This window comes from Methanosarcina baltica (genome assembly GCF_055394095.1).
This window is the reverse complement of record NZ_AP042463.1, coordinates 582065-597943: the sequence shown is the minus strand read 5'-3', so window position 1 is coordinate 597943 and position 15879 is coordinate 582065. Positions and strand designations below refer to the sequence as shown.

Genomic DNA, 15879 nt, shown 5'->3' with positions numbered 1-15879 from the left:
AAATCTCCCTTTCTATCAGGCCTTTCTATTTTCCTTTCTGTGCTCTTTTCTGTCTCTTTTCGAAATCACGGAGGAAAGGAAAAACCCTCCTCAAAAACCTGAACTCGGAGGCTAAAATTTTAAGGAGGGATAGTTGATGTACATCCGGACTTCAGATGTCACAGTACATGCACAGAGCTTTTTCACATTCTTTGTTCTGGAACTTCCACTTCAACCCCCATTTTTTTATTGCCTGAATGATTTTTACGAAATCCCTTCCGCTTTCCGTCAGGAAATACTCAGACTTCAGGGGCAGGGTAGAACTTTCCACTCTCTTTTCAATTAATCCTTCACTTACGAGTTCGTCCAGTCTTTCCGAAAGAACTTTTGAAGTTATGGTCCCGAGCTTTCTTTTCAATTCGTTAAAACGCTTTTCTTTCTTTTCTCCTTTGTACAATTCCAGGATGATGTGGATGGTCCACCTTTTTCCTATAATATTCATTGTCTTATACACAGTGCAGTCTTTCATAGTATGTCTATAGAAACCATCTTCTATATAAAGTAGTATATTTATAATACCAGTGTTGAAAAGGAATCCTGTTTAAGAGTAATTGATACACCCCCTAAAAATGGAAAAATGAGAAATGCCAGCTACCAGAAGAGCCAGATTCCTGATATGGGCATAAGAAAGCAGGGTGTAAAAAAAAGCAGGATATAAAGGAGGATAAAAACTTGAAAAATAACTTACCGGAAAAAGCTGCAATTGTTCAGAGAGACGGAGAAACCTACGCAATAGCTCCCCACATTCCCGGAGGGATCACAAATCCGGCAACTCTAAAGAAAATCGCAGAGGTTGCGGAAAAATACGGGGCTGCTGCCCTTAAGGTGACTTCGGCCCAGCGGATCGCAATTGTGGGCTTACAGGAAAAAGACCTTGATTCGGCCTGGAAAGATCTGGGGATTGCTCCCGGAGCGGCCTTCGGACTTTGTGTAAGAAGCGTCAAGGTCTGCCCCGGCACGACCTTCTGCAAGCAGGGCAAACAGGATGCTGTGGGTCTCGGCCTGAAACTGGATGAGCTCTACCACGGAATGGCCATGCCTTCCAAGTTAAAAATGGGAGTCTCCGGCTGTCCGAATTCCTGCTCCGAGCCCGCGATCAAAGACATAGGGATCATGGGCACCGCAGTAGGCTACACTCTCATGCTTGGCGGAAACGCGGCCGCAAAGCCCAGACTTGCCGACGTCGTCGCAAAAGGCCTTTCTGAAGCAGAAGTTCTGGACGCTGTGGCCAGAGTCCTTACATACTACAAAGAAGCCGGCACAAAAAAGAGACTCGGCAAATTCATTGATGAAATTGGCCTTGAGGAGTTTAAAAAACAGGTGGGGCTTTAAGCCCTTCCTTCATTACGGTTTTCATTCATCCCCATTCATCCCCATTCATCCCCATTCATCCTCATTTTCACCCGCAGGCTTTCAGAACTGACCGAATTTCCTCAAATACCTGAACTTACTGAAATATCCAAATTCCTCAAAAACGGAAGGCGTCATCCTATGAAAACTCTCTATGTAAAAACAGTGCCCGAAAACCCCAATCCTCATAAAGTAAGTGTCCGCAAACTCTATGACACGGAAAATGCCCAGGTAATGCACATTGAACTCAAGCCCGGGGAAGCCCTGAAAAAACACATTACTCCTGTGGACGTATTTTTCTACATACTTGAAGGAGAGGGCGTAGTTGAGATAGGGGACGAACAGGAAAAAGTCAGTCAGGACATGTTAATCGAAAGCCCCGCAAAAATTCCGCACCGCCTCCTGAACCCCGGAGAGGGGACTTTCAGAGTACTCGTGGTAAAAACCCCCAGGCCCACAGAACAGACTCGCCTGCTGTAAACAAAGGCCCTCTGATCCGTAAACTTCCCTAAAACAGGAAAAAGGAAAACTGGTATAAATGGTCAAAGAAAAACCTGTTATTGAGGCTGAAAAGATGGAAAATATGAATGAGGTCCCAGAGACTGCAAAACCCGTAAAACCCACAAAAATTGCGGTCATACGCTGCGAGATCGTCTCGGAAGCCTGCCCCGGTGTGGGCTGTTTCAAGGCTTTCAACGAAAGGAAAGTACATTTCGCAGACTACGACGAAAACACGGAAATGATTGCCTTTTTCACCTGCGGAGGCTGCTCGGGCAGAAGGGTCTACCGCCTGATCAAAGCCCTGAAAAAACACAGTCCTGGCGTCGTCCACCTCAGTTCCTGCATGTTGATGGAAGGCAGTTACCCGAAATGCCCGAACCTGGACACCATCAGAAAAACAATTCAGGATGCAGGAATCAAAGTAGTTGAAGGCACCCATCACTGATAAAATTTCAGAATTTCATTTCGATAAACATATAATCCCAACACACCATCAACCCCTCTTTCCCGGACCTCACATCTTGAACAGACCACAGAGATCCGGGAAAAGAGAGGCAAAAAAGGTAATTACCATGGAAAAACGATTGATTGTAAAAATCGACGAAGAAAAATGCACCGGTTGCGGGAAATGTGTATCCCCCTGTGCCGAAGGCGCAATTAAGATCATAAACGGCAAAGCAAAAGTCGTATCCGAAGAACTCTGTGACGGAATGGGTTACTGTATAGGAATCTGCCCCGAAGGCGCAATCTCAATCGAAGAACGCTACACAGTGGCCTTCAATAAAGAAAAAGCAGAAGCCCAGCCCAGAAAAACTGACCTTTCCATCCACTGCTTCAAATGTGGGGCCGGAGAAGACACACACTACCTTATACCAATGCGACATAAAACAGAAAGCCTCTGGGTCTGTACACGCTGCATTCCGACCCTGATTCACGGGTAAAAATTTCAGTTATTATTTTTTTAATATGCTTGAAGCTGCCGGAAAAAAGGTCACTTGAGTGAAAAAAAACGACACCTGGAAAAAGTCCGCTTGAGTGAAAAAACCGACACTTGGAAAAAGTCCGCTTGAGTGAGCGAAGCGAGCGAAACGGACCGCATGCTCCCGAAGTGCAACTCGGGAAGCTAACTATTGGGGTGCTCAACTATCAGGAAGTTATAACTGTGACCGTGCAAAAGAAAAAGCTCCTGCAAGAAAGCGGCTTAACTGCCTATGAAGCGGCTGCCTACCTATCTCTTCTTAAATTTGGTGTTTCCGAAGCCAGACCAATCCATAAGGATGCTGAGGTGCCTTATGGCAAGATCTATACGGTTCTTGAGTCTCTTGCAGAGAAGGGCTTTCTCGAAATTCAAACCTCAAGGCCCAAAAAATACAGGCCTGTCGAGCCGGACGCTGCTCTGGATTCGCTTTTTAAAAAACGAAAAGCCGAAGTTGAAAAAGAACTGGATCTTTTGCAGACTGCGCTTGAAGAGGCGAAGCAGGCGCTCAGGCCCGTCACGGCTCATAAATCAAAAGATGACATCTTCTGGACTACCGCAGTTACCGAAACTGAAATTAAAAAGTTTGTAATTTCTCTCTACAGCGAAGCTAAAGAATCGGTATGTGTGATCCCTCATTCCATTGGAATGCCGGTACTTACCCTTGTCTTTTCGGAATTTGTAAACGCTCTTGAAAGAGGCGTTAAAGTCAGGATGCTGGTTTCCTCACAGTTTATTAATTTTGTTTCATTTCTTTCCAGAAAAGATGAAAAAACCCTGACGATTTTGAAAAAAAACCTGGAATTCAGGGTCAGCAGGGATGTCAATTCGCATTTTGGAGTCATTGACGATAAGCTGGTGATACTGCTACACCCTCATCCTCTGGATAAATCCCGGCTCATTTCGGTTGTGAAAATCTGGGACCCCGAGCTTGCAAAAAACCTCCAAAAAGAGTTTGAGCTAATGTGGAATGCGGGAAAAAGGATTGAAATTGATACACTGGCTTCAGATTCCGAGAATTAACTTAGGAATGGTGAAAATATAACTTCAGGTATTATTTTGGGAGTTGCTTCATACTCATACATGTTGTGTTTTTGTGTGAGGGGGTGTTTGGTGTGTGTGCATTCAAACCACGGAACACACGGAATACATGGAAAAAAAATGCAGGAAGACGCCATTGAAGGTTTTTCCAGCATTTTTTCGTCCTTTTTAAAGAATCCAGGGCATTTTTTGAATCCTATTATATAAATATCCAATTTACTCACCGGCCATCAGGCCGGTTTCCGTGTCCTTCCGTCGCCCGAGTTCCGCTTCGGGATCACAGAAAATCGAAGATTTCCTGGGAGTTGCACTGCAAGTGCAACAGCACGGGATCCGTTTCGCTCGCTGCACGACCTCAAGCGGATTATAAATCTTATTTTGGAAAATTTTCTGTGTATTTCCGTGTGTTCCGTGGTTAAAAGTCCGCTTGATAGTGATTCTGAATAGATATCTTCAAAATTCCAAATTTTAAAGCTGGGTGAATATATTTGACTTGTTCCTACATATAATATCAACCGAATACAAATGGACCACCAAAAAATCCAGGGCATTTTTTGAATCCTATTACATAAAGATCCAACTTAATCACCGGCCATCAGGCCGGTTGTCAGGTAAGTTGGGAGGATTGCTCCTCCTTTCTCCCCTAAGAACCGTACGTGAAAGTCTCCCTTCATACGGCTCAAGCGTTTTCAAACCCTTTCTGTATCGGGCATCAGTTATTTATCCATAACTGATTTTGTGATTTCGGATAACAGCCCCTTAACATTGCTGTCTGTAAGCCTCTCACCGGTTGGTGTCTTTGAGTATCTTACATTAGTGAGTTTGTTTCCGTTTTCACAAGAAAACACCTTCAGTAAGTTTGCATCCTTTCGGATAAAGGCAAAGTTTGAACCTCTATTCAATCCATTACAGATTGACATTCGCTTTATACTGATTCCTTTACCCTCTATGTCATCGTACATCCTTACGGATTTCCTACCCATTAAGGGAACATATAGGGCTTACCAAGTTCTATATCCTAAATAATTATGGATTCCTTAGGAGCCATCTATAAGCCGAGAACCGTTTGTCCATTCCCTGTAGCGTCACGGAAGCCACCACAGTCTGATTCCGTACCTTTTGGTTCAAGCGCAGTCCATTTTCGCTTGTCGGAAATCACGACTCTTACAATGATTCACATTACATTCTCCATAGAATCCTTACCCTAGCAAATATTCCAAATTGGACTTTCAGAGGTCTTCACATTGTCCCAAGAGCTTTGCACCCCGCCATTACTAGCGACGCACATCCTGGTAGGGTTACCCCGAATGGAGGGGATAGCGTTTCTGCAATTTAAGATATAACTTCTTGTCGCACTCCGTGTCTTTCCGTGCTTTTCCGTGGTTAAGGAATGGTAAACAAAAATACTTGATATTATATTTGACTCATTCCTTTAATCAGAAGGTTCCGGGAAATAAACATGAGGTAGGTAACCTGAAGCAGATAACCTGAGGCAGGCAAGCGATCCAAATACAACTCTTTGCGGGTTGTAAACTGAGTATAACGCCTATAAGCTAGATCCATTGATTGGTATTAACTATGAAGTCGGCCAATCAAGAAAAAAAGCTATGTGGTTTTAAGAAAAATACAGCCTCCGCAGTTGTCTTCCGTTTTGTAGCTGCCGTATTGATAATAAGCGCTCTTCTGGCAGCCACAGCCACGGCCGCAAGCTCGGCGACTGTGATCTCCGGAGACACAAACCTGAATATTGAAGTCTCGGAAATTTCCCCTAACCCGGCCCGACCGGGAGAAGACCTGCTTATAAAAGTTAATATTGAAAATGCCGGCGACGAAGTAGCCGAAAACGTGAAAATAGGGATCGAAGAACTGGCCCCATTCACATTTAAATACAGTACTTCACAGGTCTACGGTTCCGGGACAAACACGGAAAAATTTTTCAGGATTGAACAGATCAAGCAGCGCTCAAAGGTCGAGCTGGACTTCCACTTCAGAGTGGATTCGGGAGCTTCCTCGGGAGTTCACCAGCTTGAGTTTACAATCGAAGACGGAACCGATGTGAGCTTTTCAAGACAAATTCCCATTCTTGTCGAGGGAAACCCGGACCTTGTGCTCACGGGAACGGAAATATTTCCGATAAACGAAGAAAATACCTCTTCTGACGTCCTGGTTCCGGGGCAGGAATTTATCCTCAGGACAACAGTTAAAAACGCCGGAAACGGAGACGCCAAAAACGTGAGGGTGATGCTGGACCTGAACGGGTCTTCTCCCATAGTCCCCCTGGAAGACAACGTCCGTTTCCTCGAAGCTCTGGAAACCGGAAGTTCCGAAAATCTGTCCTTCAAACTCCTTCTGGGCAGCAACGCCGAAGTTCAACCCTACAGGATCCCTCTCCGGATCACCGCCTCAAACGAAGCCGAAACCTTCCGGATCGACAAAGCCCAGGAAATCGGGGTTAACGTAATTCATAAAGCCAAAGTAAATATTGCAAGTCTCAAATTCGATCCGGAAATGCCCGTGGTCGGGCAGAAAGTATCCATTATCCTGAGGCTTGAAAATGTTGGAGACGGAGAAGCACGTTTCGTAAAAGCCAGGCTTGAAGGGCTTGAGGGCAGCGGTAGCACAAACGCCTTCCTCGGACGTCTGGAAAAAGAAGACGATGCCCCTGCTGTTTTTACTATTATTCCTGAAAAAGCCGGAGAGCAGAACCCCGTTCTCAAAGTCGAGTATGAAGACGATTTCGGAGAGCACCAGCTTATCGAAAACCTTTCCTTCAGTGTGGCCGGGAAAAACTCGAAGATCCCTTCTTTTATCTTTGTTATCCCGCTTTTCATGCTTGTTGTAATAACGTTCATGATAAGAAAAGGAAAAGCCTGTCCCAGCGGAAAGAGCTGTTCTTACGGGAAGATCTGCCCCTGGGGACGCCTCGGTTCGCTTTCCAGGTTTATTGGAAAGAATAAGGGAAACCAGAAAGAAAATTTGACGGGAAATTCGAATGAAAATCCGAAGGGAAACCAGAGAGAAAACATAAAAGAAAATTCGAATGAAAAAGAACTCAGTGATAAAATAGAAAGAGATGCCTGATCATGCTTAAAAAAGCCAGAGTCGCCGGTTTTCTTGCCGGCCGCTCCATAATGAGAGGCAACAAAGGGATCACGGCCTTTACGGTCCTGGTCATGACCCTGATTTTTTTGCAGATCGTGCTCTTTTCAAGTATGCTCGGCGGGGTTACGGTTCAGTTCAATAAACTTATGGTGGATTACCAGACCGGAAACCTGGTCATCGAGCCTGCAAATGAAGAAAAATATATAAAAGATGTCACAGCCCTTCAGAAAAAAATAGAAGGCCTTCCCGAAATCATAGGGTCTTCAGCCCGCCTGAGATATTCAGGGGTTATAAGCTATGAAGAAAATGATGTGGGGGCCGTGATTTACGGGATAGACGCCGTGGATGAGTCCCAGGTTACGGACCTGGAGTCAGCCATGCTCAGCGGAGAGTTCATCAGCCGCCTCGATCGGGGAGAGATCATCCTCGGCCGGGAAGTTTCAGGCGGGTATGGGGCCCTTATGGAGTCAAGGTCCCTAGGAGGGGTGGATGTAGGGGATACCGTGGATGTCAAAATCGACGGTGTAAAACAAGAGTTTCGGGTAAAAGGTATTTATAGCACCCTCTATTCCGCAACCGATTCGTCGGCTTATATCAGCAAAACGGATATGGAAGAAATCCTGGGCGTGGAAAACCAGGCTCATGAAATCGCCATAAAAACCACCTCCGACATAAGTGAAGAAGATGCCCGGATGAATCTGCTCTCCCTGGGGGTCAAAGAAGAGGTCCGGACCTGGCATGAGTTTGCAGGCATGTTGAAGACGATCGAAAAAACCCTTACCCTGCTCCGAAACGCTTTCAGTGCAATTGGCCTCATGATTGCTTTCGTGATCATCTTTGTTGTGATCTACGTAAACATTGTAAACAAAAAACGCCAGATCGGAGTCCAGAAAGCCATCGGAATTGACCAAAAAGTAATCGTCGCCTCTTTTGTAATCCAGGCCATGCTCTACGCCTTCACTGGAATCACGCTGGGCTACCTCATCATGCATTACATAATAAGTCCCTATACGCTTACTCACCCCCTCGAAATCGCCGTAGGCCCCATCAGCCTGATACTGGAAAATTCCGAAGCCTTCAGTCGAGCAGCCCTTCTCTTCCTGGCCGCAGTAATTGGCTCTGTCATTCCTGCCCACAACCTTGCCAAAAAAGACCTCCTTGAACTGATCTGGGGCAAATGAAAATCCAGGATGGTGATAAAATGGAAAATAACACGGAAAAGGTGGACAATACGGAAAATAAGGTGGACAATATGGAAAATGACGTGATTATCAAAGCAGAAAACGTCACAAGGGCCTTCTGGATGGGAGAAGTGGAAGTCCGTGCCCTTCGGGGCGTGAGCCTTGAAATCAAACGCGGGGAATTCGTGGCCATAATGGGTTCCAGTGGCAGTGGCAAATCAACCCTCTTAAACCAGCTGGGCCTCCTTGACACCCCCAGCTCCGGGACTGTCATAATAGATTCTGTTGACATTTCTCAAATGTCCGACAAAGAAAAAGGAGAATTCCGCCTCAAAAACCTCGGCTACGTTTTCCAGGACTACGCTTTACTTCCTGAACTTTCCGCAATTGAAAACGTCTACCTTTCCCTCATGATGCAGGGAAAAAGCAAAGAAGAATACGAAAAAGCCGCTTCCGAAATGCTTACTGCCGTCGGACTCGGAGACCGGTTGAAACAGCTCCCCTCAAAAATGAGTGGGGGCCAGCAACAGCGGGTCTCAATCTCAAGAGCACTTGCCCATAAACCGAGAGTCCTCTTTGCGGACGAACCCTGCGCAAACCTGGACAGTGTAGCTTCAAAACAGATACTTGACCTGTTCAGGAAGTTCAACCAGGAAGACGGCCAGACAATCGTAATGGTCACCCATGAGGACTGGCATGTGGACTATGTCGATAGAGTGATAAGACTGAAAGACGGGATTTTGGTGGATGAATCCGAAGGAATAAGGCCAAACTGTTTCATAGACAAAACACCAGAAAACTAAATGGTCCCCTTTCAAAAATCCGCATGAGGAAAAGAAACAGACGCCGGGAAAAAGTCCGCTTGAGCTCGCGAAGCGAGCGAAACGGACCGCGTGCTGTTGCGATTACATCGCAACTCCCAGGAAATCTTCGATTTCCTGTGATCCCGAAGCGCAACTCGGGAAGCGCAACTCGGGAAGTGCAACTCGGGTTTAGCATCAAACTTTACTTTCAAAGATGCATGTTTTTCCGTTATCAAGCGGCTTTGTTTGTGTGGGCCTAAGGAATGAATAATCCTACTGATGACGTTTTTATTGGGGTGGCAGGTAATTACCCAAGTTCAAGAAAGAAAATAATGATGCTTGCTTTGTACTCATCTCTTCCAGAATAATATTACACTTATTTGATTCTTTATCCTGGATAACTGCCAGCCTAATTTCGGACAAATTTTCAATTAGTCTTCTCATAGAAAGACCATATCTCTTTGTCTCCCAGGCTAAATATCTGTAGAAAAGTAAGCCAATTATAGACAGAAATACGTGAACTTTGATATTTTCATCTTTGTGGTGGTACACCGGTCCCACAGGGACAAGCAGGTGATCATTCAATAGCTTAAAATCATCCTCTATAGCGCCTTTATTGTTGTATGTTTGCACAATTTTTTTAGTGTGCCAACGGTGCTTATCTGTAAATAGTATATTTTTTCCTAATGAATTTTCGCGCTTATTTTTATTCTCTTCGTCAATCCAGAACTTTAACTGAGGTTTTTTCGTATCTATTCAGGGTAAGGGTGGCACATTTTCAATCGCCGCATGAAGTGAACTTATAGTAGGTATATTATTCTTTATTAGTGTAGATATGTATCCCCTAATTCTAAAGAAAACATCTGCTCCATGGGGTTTCCTAAAATCTCCCGATATTTTTTGCTGAACTGTTATCATTCTGAGATCTCTTTCTGCTTGGTTGTTACTGAAAGGAACTCTTAGATCCGTAGCAAACCTCAAGATTTCTTTTTCATACTTTGAAAGTCTATCAAGGAGATTTTTTGCATCGCTCTGCGCTTTTCTTCCTCTTTTAACCCCATTGTCTTTCGAGATTTCAGGTGGAGGATTGTCCTCAAATCCTTTCATTAGTATTGACTGATACTTTTCTTTAAAGGTCTTGAGCGTATCTTCATCTATTTGTATGCCCTGTTTTCTGGCAAAGTCTGCGCATTTTTTAATTTCATATAGGAGATCAGACATCTCCTCAGCCCACACTTGCTTGAATATGTTATAAATGTCTTTAAGTTCTCTTTGAATGTGGACATTACATGCCGCATGTTCACATTTGTATTTAAAATAGGGTTTCCAGAAATCGTGGACTATAATTCCTCTATATTTAGGCAACACTCCCATTTTATTCATTGCTTTTGATCCTCGACTCCTATTATGGAAATAGTATGTATATTTTTTTGTAGAGATTAAATGGCAGTATTCCCCTTGACCACCAACGTCGATTCCAGTTTCATCACCATGGATGACATTTTCTTTTATCAGTTGCTTCTTGATGTGGTTTGTAGCACCTTTCAACTTGTGAAATAACTTATTTTCTGCCCTAATTATTGTACCAACGCTTATATCAAATCCAAAGGCATCTTTAAATAATTTCTTGATTCGGTCATAGGGAATCAATTGGTAGTTTCGGAGGTAAATTGCAATTGTTAAAACCATATTGCCATATTGGACAGGTTTTGTAATTGATTTCGGAAAAGCAGCTTTGTTTTTGCGGTTACAATAAGGACATTTTTTGATCTCAGCACGATGTTCGGTCACTTTACGCCTTACAATTATTTCAAATTCTTGTCTCTTCTCGTAATTTATAACTTCAATCTTCTCAATGTTACAACCACAATGTTCACATTTATGTAGCTTATAAATGATTGTTTTATCAGGATTTTTAATCATCCTTAATGTAGAACCAGGATGCCCTTTTTGGCCGCCAGGACGTCTAAAACTTCCTTTTTGTGAACCTTTTGATTGAGGTATTTTATCAGTAGAATTGTTAGTAGAGGGAAGTCGATTTCTTTTTTGGTTTTGGTTATTCTTTTTTAGGCGAGATTCTAACTCATTAAGTCTTTCTCGAAGTTCGGTGTTTTCGGATTCAAGATTTTCATATCGAGATTCAAGCTCTTCGTGTCGAGATCCAAGATCTTCATACCGAGATTCAAGCTCTTCGTGTCGAGATCCAAGATCTTCATACCGAGATCCAAGATCTTCATACCGAGACTCAAGATCCTCAATATATGAAACAATGGATTCAGGGTCTGAACGGCATTGAGTAAGAATCTCTTCACATTTCATAAACCTCATTCCAAAATCCGATGATTTTTATATTAATCTATATGAAAAAAGTAATTGTTGAGTTTATACGAAATATAAGTTAGAAACAGAGGTAGCTGAATAGATACGTTTTTTCTTACCTTCAGGAGCATCAGTAATTTCATATTTCACCATACTTCTGTATTTTTTGATAATAATGTCTGCAACCTCTTTTTCTACACTGCTCCTGTTTCTTGCTTTTCCTCTGTTGCTTTCCAGTCTCCTCTGTAGGTCTTCCAGATTCTCAGTTATTTTTGACATATTTGACTCACAAGTTCTTTTTTGAAGTTTGTGAGTTCCTTCATTGAAAGTAATTACTGTTGTAAATTCTGTCCCGTAAAACTGATGCTTTGTCCGATAGCCATAAATTTTGTGGCCTTCTGAGCTTTCATATAAAAATTGATATTTAGATAATGGCACTTCAAGAAGATCATCTGCCTGATTTGCTTTTACAGCCCCTACAAAATTCATCTTTGAAGTTGCTTTTTCAATGTTGTCCTTTGAATTGTTTCCCTTATCAAAAACAAGAACAAGGTCTTCCGAACAAATATTCAATTCGGTTAGACGGTTTACTATTTTGTCAACCAGACCTGAAAATTCCTCTGAATCATGCACATTTCCTGGATATGTCTCGTGAATAAAAGGTAAGTTGTAATCATTAGCAGCCAGCGCTACAGATACCTGATTTTTGTCTTTACGATGCTTTTTGTTATACCCTTTATGAAGCAATTCACTTTTTTCATCATAATTGGTAGCATAAGTGAACCAGTTTGATTCATCCACAAACAGTACTGAAGGGGTTAGTCCTTTTTCGATGAGAACTCGGCACAAATCGTCTTCAATATTTTTCATTGTGTCGGAATCAATGTAATTCATATGATTCAAAAAATTCTGACAATTTAATTTATGAGGGAATTTCCACTTAAAAGATAAGGCCGATTTTTTGAACCATTCCCCAATACCGTTTTCACTTAAAACTCCATGAGATTTCCCCACTATATCAAGTAAAAGATACTCTCCGACACTTAAACCATCGATTGATTTTTTCATAGTGTGCTTGTTCACTATGTCAACGAATCCAAGCTCTTCATTCACATGAAGAAGTGCGGCAAGTTTGCCGTACTCAAAAGATTTCAGTTTCATGTAGGGCAATGATTCACTCTGTTTTTTCATTTCAAATATTTTTTCGGCATTGCCTAAATATATCTGAAATATAGTTTTCACTTTTCCATCAATTCTGCCAGTTTTAATAATATACCAGTATTTTTTACCGTTGATTATTTTCTGTTTTAAAAAAACCATGATATAAATTTAGGTTCTACGTATATAAAGATATTTCTTCAAAAAACAGATACAATAGGCTTTTTAAATGTAATTTAGAACTTAGGCCTTACAAATATTTTTTTTAACGGATCTTCCTTGCCACTGATTTTTGTGGCAAATCAAGGCAAAAATAGCTCTTCTTTGAAAGCTGAGTCAAAAACTATATACCAGCATTTCCCCAATTAAGCCCTCAGATGATAATAGGCGTGCTGGGCCCCGAAGGCTCTTATTCGGAAAAAGCTGCAAAGCTCTGGATTCAGGAAAAATGTTTAGAAGCAGGTCTTGAGGCTTCCAGCCTGCGGTATTTTGAGGATATCGAAGACGCTTTTACGGCCGCAGCCGAAGGAAAAACTGATTTTTCAGTCGTGCCGGTTGAAAACTCGATTGAGGGATCGGTAGGGGTATCCCTTGACCTCCTGCTGAGGCTGAATACAGTGGTCTGCGGGGAGGTTGTGGTCAGAATCGAGCACTGCCTGCTTGCGAAAGGCAGCCGGGAAAACATAAAGGTAATTCTCTCCCACCCGCAGGCCCTGGCCCAGTGCAGGCATTTTCTCAAAGAAAACTTTCCGAGCGCGGAAATAAGGAGTACGGGGAGCACCTCTCATGCGGCCCGGCTTGCGGGAGAAATCGAGGAGATGGCGGCAATTGCTTCCCCTGAGGCTGCGGAAAGGTACGGGCTCCGGATACTGCTCTCGAATATCCAGGACCGGAAGGAAAACCACACGCGTTTCCTTGTCGTCAGGGCCGGAAACTCCCGGTTCCCGGAAAAAGGCCCACAGGAAAAAACATGCCCGGTCTCCGAAGAAACTTCAGGTTTTAAAACTTCCCTTATCGCATACCTCGCAAAAGACAGGCCTGGCTCCCTTTACGAACTGCTGGGAGCTTTTGCAAAACGGGGGATCAACCTTACAAAAATCGAGTCAAGGCCTTCCAAGCGGGAACTTGGAGACTACTATTTCTACATTGATTTTGAAGGGCATATTGGCGATGAACTTATAAAAGATGCCCTAAAAGATATAAAGGCTAATGCTGATATGCTGAAAGTGCTTGGCTCGTATCTCGCTTTTAAAATGAGTTAATCAGGCCCTGAAATTAAAGGTTCAAAAGCGTTATATTATACTAAACAATTATACGATGTGATGGTTTGGAGCTCGATACCGCAGTAAATAAATACGAATCCGCACTTAAAATTTACAGATCTATCTATAAATTTCTGGATTTCGCTACAACCTTTTTGACGTTGTACATACTTTTCGCATTGTTTAACATGCAGGATATTTTCTCAATTATAAGCTTTTTTGAACCATACACCGGTGCAAAATATAGTTTTTTAGGGACCGAACTTGTATTTGAAACCCTGGGCATAATACTGGTGGAATTTGTCCTTGCTTTAGCAATTACAGCTTTCAGGTATATTCGCAAGGAAAAAAAAGATGCTATTAAAATAATTGAAGAGAAATTCCCGGGCCTTAAGGAAAGGCTCCGGACCGCTTATGACAATAGAGATGTGAATAACATAATTGTTAAGGACCTTCTGGGCAAAGTTACGCTTGATATAAAGCCGGTAAACTCTTCAGCCTTACTGAACAGGAGATTGCTTATAATTGGGATCGGAGCCCTCTTCCTCACGGCTTCTGGCTCCACCTATATCGCAGTTACGGACTATCATACAGACATAACCCCTAAAAATTTGCCAGAGGCAATGGAAAACATCCCCTTTATCTCGAATAAGGACAGCGGCCTGCTTACCCTGGAAGAAAGTGAATCCGAAGAAAAGGGGGATGGGGAAGCTTCGGAAGACCTTTTCGGGGAACCTGCCGTAATCGTTGTGGAAGGTACGGAAGTTGACCTGAAAATTCCACCCGGAGCCGGACAGGGTTTTACCATAAAAGAGGAAGGGGAAGAGCGGGAAAACGCATTTAGTCAGTCTGCAGCCTACGACCCCGAGGCCATAGCTTCCCAGGCCTATTATGAAAACCTCCCCGAGGGATATCGGAACATTATTCAGAGTTATTTTGAGGACCTGGCAGAGGAATGAAAACCCCCCTGCCTCTCTGTTAAATAAGAAACCGGACGGAACAGGAAAAACAAAAAAATAAAGGGAGAAGCACTTATGTATGAAAATGATTCTGAAGCCGGGCACATCTCCATAACCTACGAGAATGCCGGCAGGATTTTTGAAACTTTTTTTGAAGAAATCGGGCGCGTCGTCGTCGGACAGAAAAAAGCCGTGGAAAATATCGTAATTTCCATCCTCTGCGGGAGCCACGTCCTTGTGGAGAGTAACCCGGGCCTGGGAAAAACCCTCATGATCTCCACTATCTCAAAGGGCCTGAACCTGAAGTTCAGCAGGATCCAGTGTACCCCTGACCTGATGCCCGCGGACATCACAGGGACCACCATTATCGAGGAAAGGGAAAATGGGAAAAAAGAATTCCGTTTTGAGGCCGGGCCTGTTTTTTCAAATATCGTGCTTGCGGACGAAATCAACAGAGCTTCTCCCAAAACCCAGTCCGCTCTCCTTGAGGCCATGCAGGAAAAGCAGGTGACCGTAGGAAACGAAACCTACTTCCTGGACAAACCCTTCTTCATTCTTGCTACCCAGAACCCTATTGAAATGGAAGGGACCTATCCTCTTCCCGAAGCCCAGCTCGACCGTTTTCTCCTGAAAATTCTTCTTGACTACCCCAGTTTCGAGGAAGAAAAGGAAATCGTAAACCGCTACACTAAAGCCGAGTCTCCGCAAATTACAAAAGGAATTGATAAACCCACCCTGCTCGAACTGCAGGCCCTGACCCGACAGGTCCCGATCTCGGAAGAGCTGAAAGAAAGAGTCCTCAACATCGTTTATCTAACCCGGAAGGACAAAGAGAATATAGAGTACGGGGCATCCCCAAGAGCTTCAATCGGACTTATCCTCGCCGCAAAAGCCAGGGCCCTGATCGAGGGCAGGAACTTCGTGAGCCAGGAAGACATCGACACCATGGCCTACCCCGTCCTCAGGCACAGGATTATACTGACCTTTGAAGCCGAAAGAAGCGGGCTTTCCCCTGACGAGGCCATCACGCAACTGCTCAACAAAGTGGGGCGGAAAGAAAGCAAGAAAGAAAAATCTCCGGAAAAGCAGGCAGAACCTGTGGAAAAAAAGCATAAATTTCTGGGATTTGGAAAATAAGCAGGAAGGACCTGTGAAAAAGAAGTTCATATTTCCGGGTTTTTAAGCGCA

14 protein-coding genes and 2 pseudogenes are annotated in these 15879 nt (G+C 43.5%); 11 read left to right on the top strand and 5 right to left on the bottom strand.

Annotation, left to right across the window (positions count from 1 at the left end):
- Positions 1-151: 151 nt before the first annotated feature.
- A complete protein-coding gene (locus ACZ5QV_RS02650; RefSeq protein WP_464601101.1) occupies positions 152-508 on the bottom strand; it encodes a winged helix-turn-helix transcriptional regulator in 357 nt (118 codons plus the stop codon).
- 203 nt (positions 509-711) lie between these two features.
- Here ACZ5QV_RS02650 and ACZ5QV_RS02645 point away from each other — a divergent pair, with 203 nt between their 5' ends.
- From ACZ5QV_RS02645 to ACZ5QV_RS02625, 5 genes are all read left to right on the top strand, one after another.
- The gene (locus ACZ5QV_RS02645) at positions 712-1371 is read left to right on the top strand and encodes an NAD(P)/FAD-dependent oxidoreductase (RefSeq protein WP_464601100.1); all 660 of its coding nucleotides are present in this window, start codon (positions 712-714) and stop codon (positions 1369-1371) included.
- 159 nt (positions 1372-1530) lie between these two features.
- Positions 1531-1869, top strand: a complete 339-nt coding sequence (locus tag ACZ5QV_RS02640) for a cupin domain-containing protein (RefSeq protein ID WP_464601099.1) — start codon at positions 1531-1533, stop codon at positions 1867-1869.
- A gap of 103 nt (positions 1870-1972) precedes the next feature.
- Entirely contained in the window at positions 1973-2335 is a 363-nt protein-coding gene (locus ACZ5QV_RS02635; protein WP_464602010.1) for a CGGC domain-containing protein, read from the top strand.
- Positions 2336-2462: 127 nt separating this feature from the next.
- Entirely contained in the window at positions 2463-2831 is a 369-nt protein-coding gene (locus tag ACZ5QV_RS02630) for an ATP-binding protein (RefSeq protein WP_464601098.1), read from the top strand.
- Between the two features lie 125 nt (positions 2832-2956).
- Complete coding sequence (locus ACZ5QV_RS02625) at positions 2957-3889, top strand: TrmB family transcriptional regulator (RefSeq protein ID WP_464601097.1); 933 nt, start codon at positions 2957-2959, stop codon at positions 3887-3889.
- Between the two features lie 734 nt (positions 3890-4623).
- Here ACZ5QV_RS02625 and ACZ5QV_RS02620 read toward each other — a convergent pair.
- Complete coding sequence (locus ACZ5QV_RS02620) at positions 4624-4869, bottom strand: hypothetical protein (protein WP_464600228.1); 246 nt, start codon at positions 4867-4869, stop codon at positions 4624-4626.
- Between the two features lie 616 nt (positions 4870-5485).
- On the opposite strand from ACZ5QV_RS02620, the gene ACZ5QV_RS02615 reads away from it, so the two are divergent.
- From ACZ5QV_RS02615 to ACZ5QV_RS02605, 3 genes are all read left to right on the top strand, one after another.
- Complete coding sequence (locus ACZ5QV_RS02615) at positions 5486-6988, top strand: COG1361 S-layer family protein (protein WP_464601096.1); 1503 nt, start codon at positions 5486-5488, stop codon at positions 6986-6988.
- Positions 6989-6990: 2 nt separating this feature from the next.
- Entirely contained in the window at positions 6991-8190 is a 1200-nt protein-coding gene (locus ACZ5QV_RS02610; protein ID WP_464601095.1) for an ABC transporter permease, read from the top strand.
- A gap of 71 nt (positions 8191-8261) precedes the next feature.
- A complete protein-coding gene (locus tag ACZ5QV_RS02605) occupies positions 8262-8993 on the top strand; it encodes an ABC transporter ATP-binding protein (RefSeq protein WP_464602009.1) in 732 nt (243 codons plus the stop codon).
- A gap of 288 nt (positions 8994-9281) precedes the next feature.
- Here the strand turns inward: ACZ5QV_RS02605 and ACZ5QV_RS02600 are convergent.
- The 3 genes and pseudogenes from ACZ5QV_RS02600 to ACZ5QV_RS02590 form a co-directional block, all read right to left on the bottom strand.
- Positions 9282-9740 (bottom strand): annotated as a pseudogene (locus ACZ5QV_RS02600) (IS1634 family transposase); the annotation flags it as partial.
- Between the two features lie 9 nt (positions 9741-9749).
- Positions 9750-11312, bottom strand: coding sequence for an IS66 family transposase (gene tnpC, locus ACZ5QV_RS02595; protein ID WP_464599444.1), 1563 nt, complete (start codon positions 11310-11312; stop codon positions 9750-9752).
- Positions 11313-11420: 108 nt separating this feature from the next.
- A pseudogene (locus ACZ5QV_RS02590) lies at positions 11421-12632 on the bottom strand (IS1634 family transposase); the annotation flags it as partial.
- Between the two features lie 215 nt (positions 12633-12847).
- On the opposite strand from ACZ5QV_RS02590, the gene pheA reads away from it, so the two are divergent.
- The 3 genes from pheA to ACZ5QV_RS02575 all read left to right on the top strand — a co-directional run bounded on the left by pheA (position 12848) and on the right by ACZ5QV_RS02575 (position 15828).
- Positions 12848-13732 (top strand): prephenate dehydratase, encoded by an 885-nt coding sequence (gene pheA, locus ACZ5QV_RS02585; RefSeq protein WP_464601094.1) that lies wholly within the window; start codon positions 12848-12850, stop codon positions 13730-13732.
- Between the two features lie 65 nt (positions 13733-13797).
- Positions 13798-14691 carry a DUF7502 family protein gene (locus ACZ5QV_RS02580; RefSeq protein ID WP_464601093.1) on the top strand — a complete coding sequence of 298 codons (894 nt, stop codon included), beginning with the start codon at positions 13798-13800 and terminating at the stop codon, positions 14689-14691.
- 75 nt (positions 14692-14766) lie between these two features.
- Positions 14767-15828, top strand: coding sequence for an AAA family ATPase (locus tag ACZ5QV_RS02575; protein ID WP_464601092.1), 1062 nt, complete (start codon positions 14767-14769; stop codon positions 15826-15828).
- Positions 15829-15879: the final 51 nt, after the last annotated feature.

Coding starts and splice junctions, on each gene's coding strand:
- ACZ5QV_RS02650 (WP_464601101.1), bottom strand. CDS start 508: ATGAAAGACTGCACTGTGTATAAGACAATGAATATTATAGGAAAAAGG.
- ACZ5QV_RS02640 (WP_464601099.1), top strand. CDS start 1,531: ATGAAAACTCTCTATGTAAAAACAGTGCCCGAAAACCCCAATCCTCAT.
- ACZ5QV_RS02635 (WP_464602010.1), top strand. CDS start 1,973: ATGAATGAGGTCCCAGAGACTGCAAAACCCGTAAAACCCACAAAAATT.
- ACZ5QV_RS02630 (WP_464601098.1), top strand. CDS start 2,463: ATGGAAAAACGATTGATTGTAAAAATCGACGAAGAAAAATGCACCGGT.
- ACZ5QV_RS02620 (WP_464600228.1), bottom strand. CDS start 4,869: ATGTACGATGACATAGAGGGTAAAGGAATCAGTATAAAGCGAATGTCA.
- ACZ5QV_RS02615 (WP_464601096.1), top strand. CDS start 5,486: ATGAAGTCGGCCAATCAAGAAAAAAAGCTATGTGGTTTTAAGAAAAAT.
- ACZ5QV_RS02610 (WP_464601095.1), top strand. CDS start 6,991: ATGCTTAAAAAAGCCAGAGTCGCCGGTTTTCTTGCCGGCCGCTCCATA.
- ACZ5QV_RS02605 (WP_464602009.1), top strand. CDS start 8,262: ATGGAAAATGACGTGATTATCAAAGCAGAAAACGTCACAAGGGCCTTC.
- tnpC (WP_464599444.1), bottom strand. CDS start 11,312: ATGAAATGTGAAGAGATTCTTACTCAATGCCGTTCAGACCCTGAATCC.
- pheA (WP_464601094.1), top strand. CDS start 12,848: ATGATAATAGGCGTGCTGGGCCCCGAAGGCTCTTATTCGGAAAAAGCT.
- ACZ5QV_RS02575 (WP_464601092.1), top strand. CDS start 14,767: ATGTATGAAAATGATTCTGAAGCCGGGCACATCTCCATAACCTACGAG.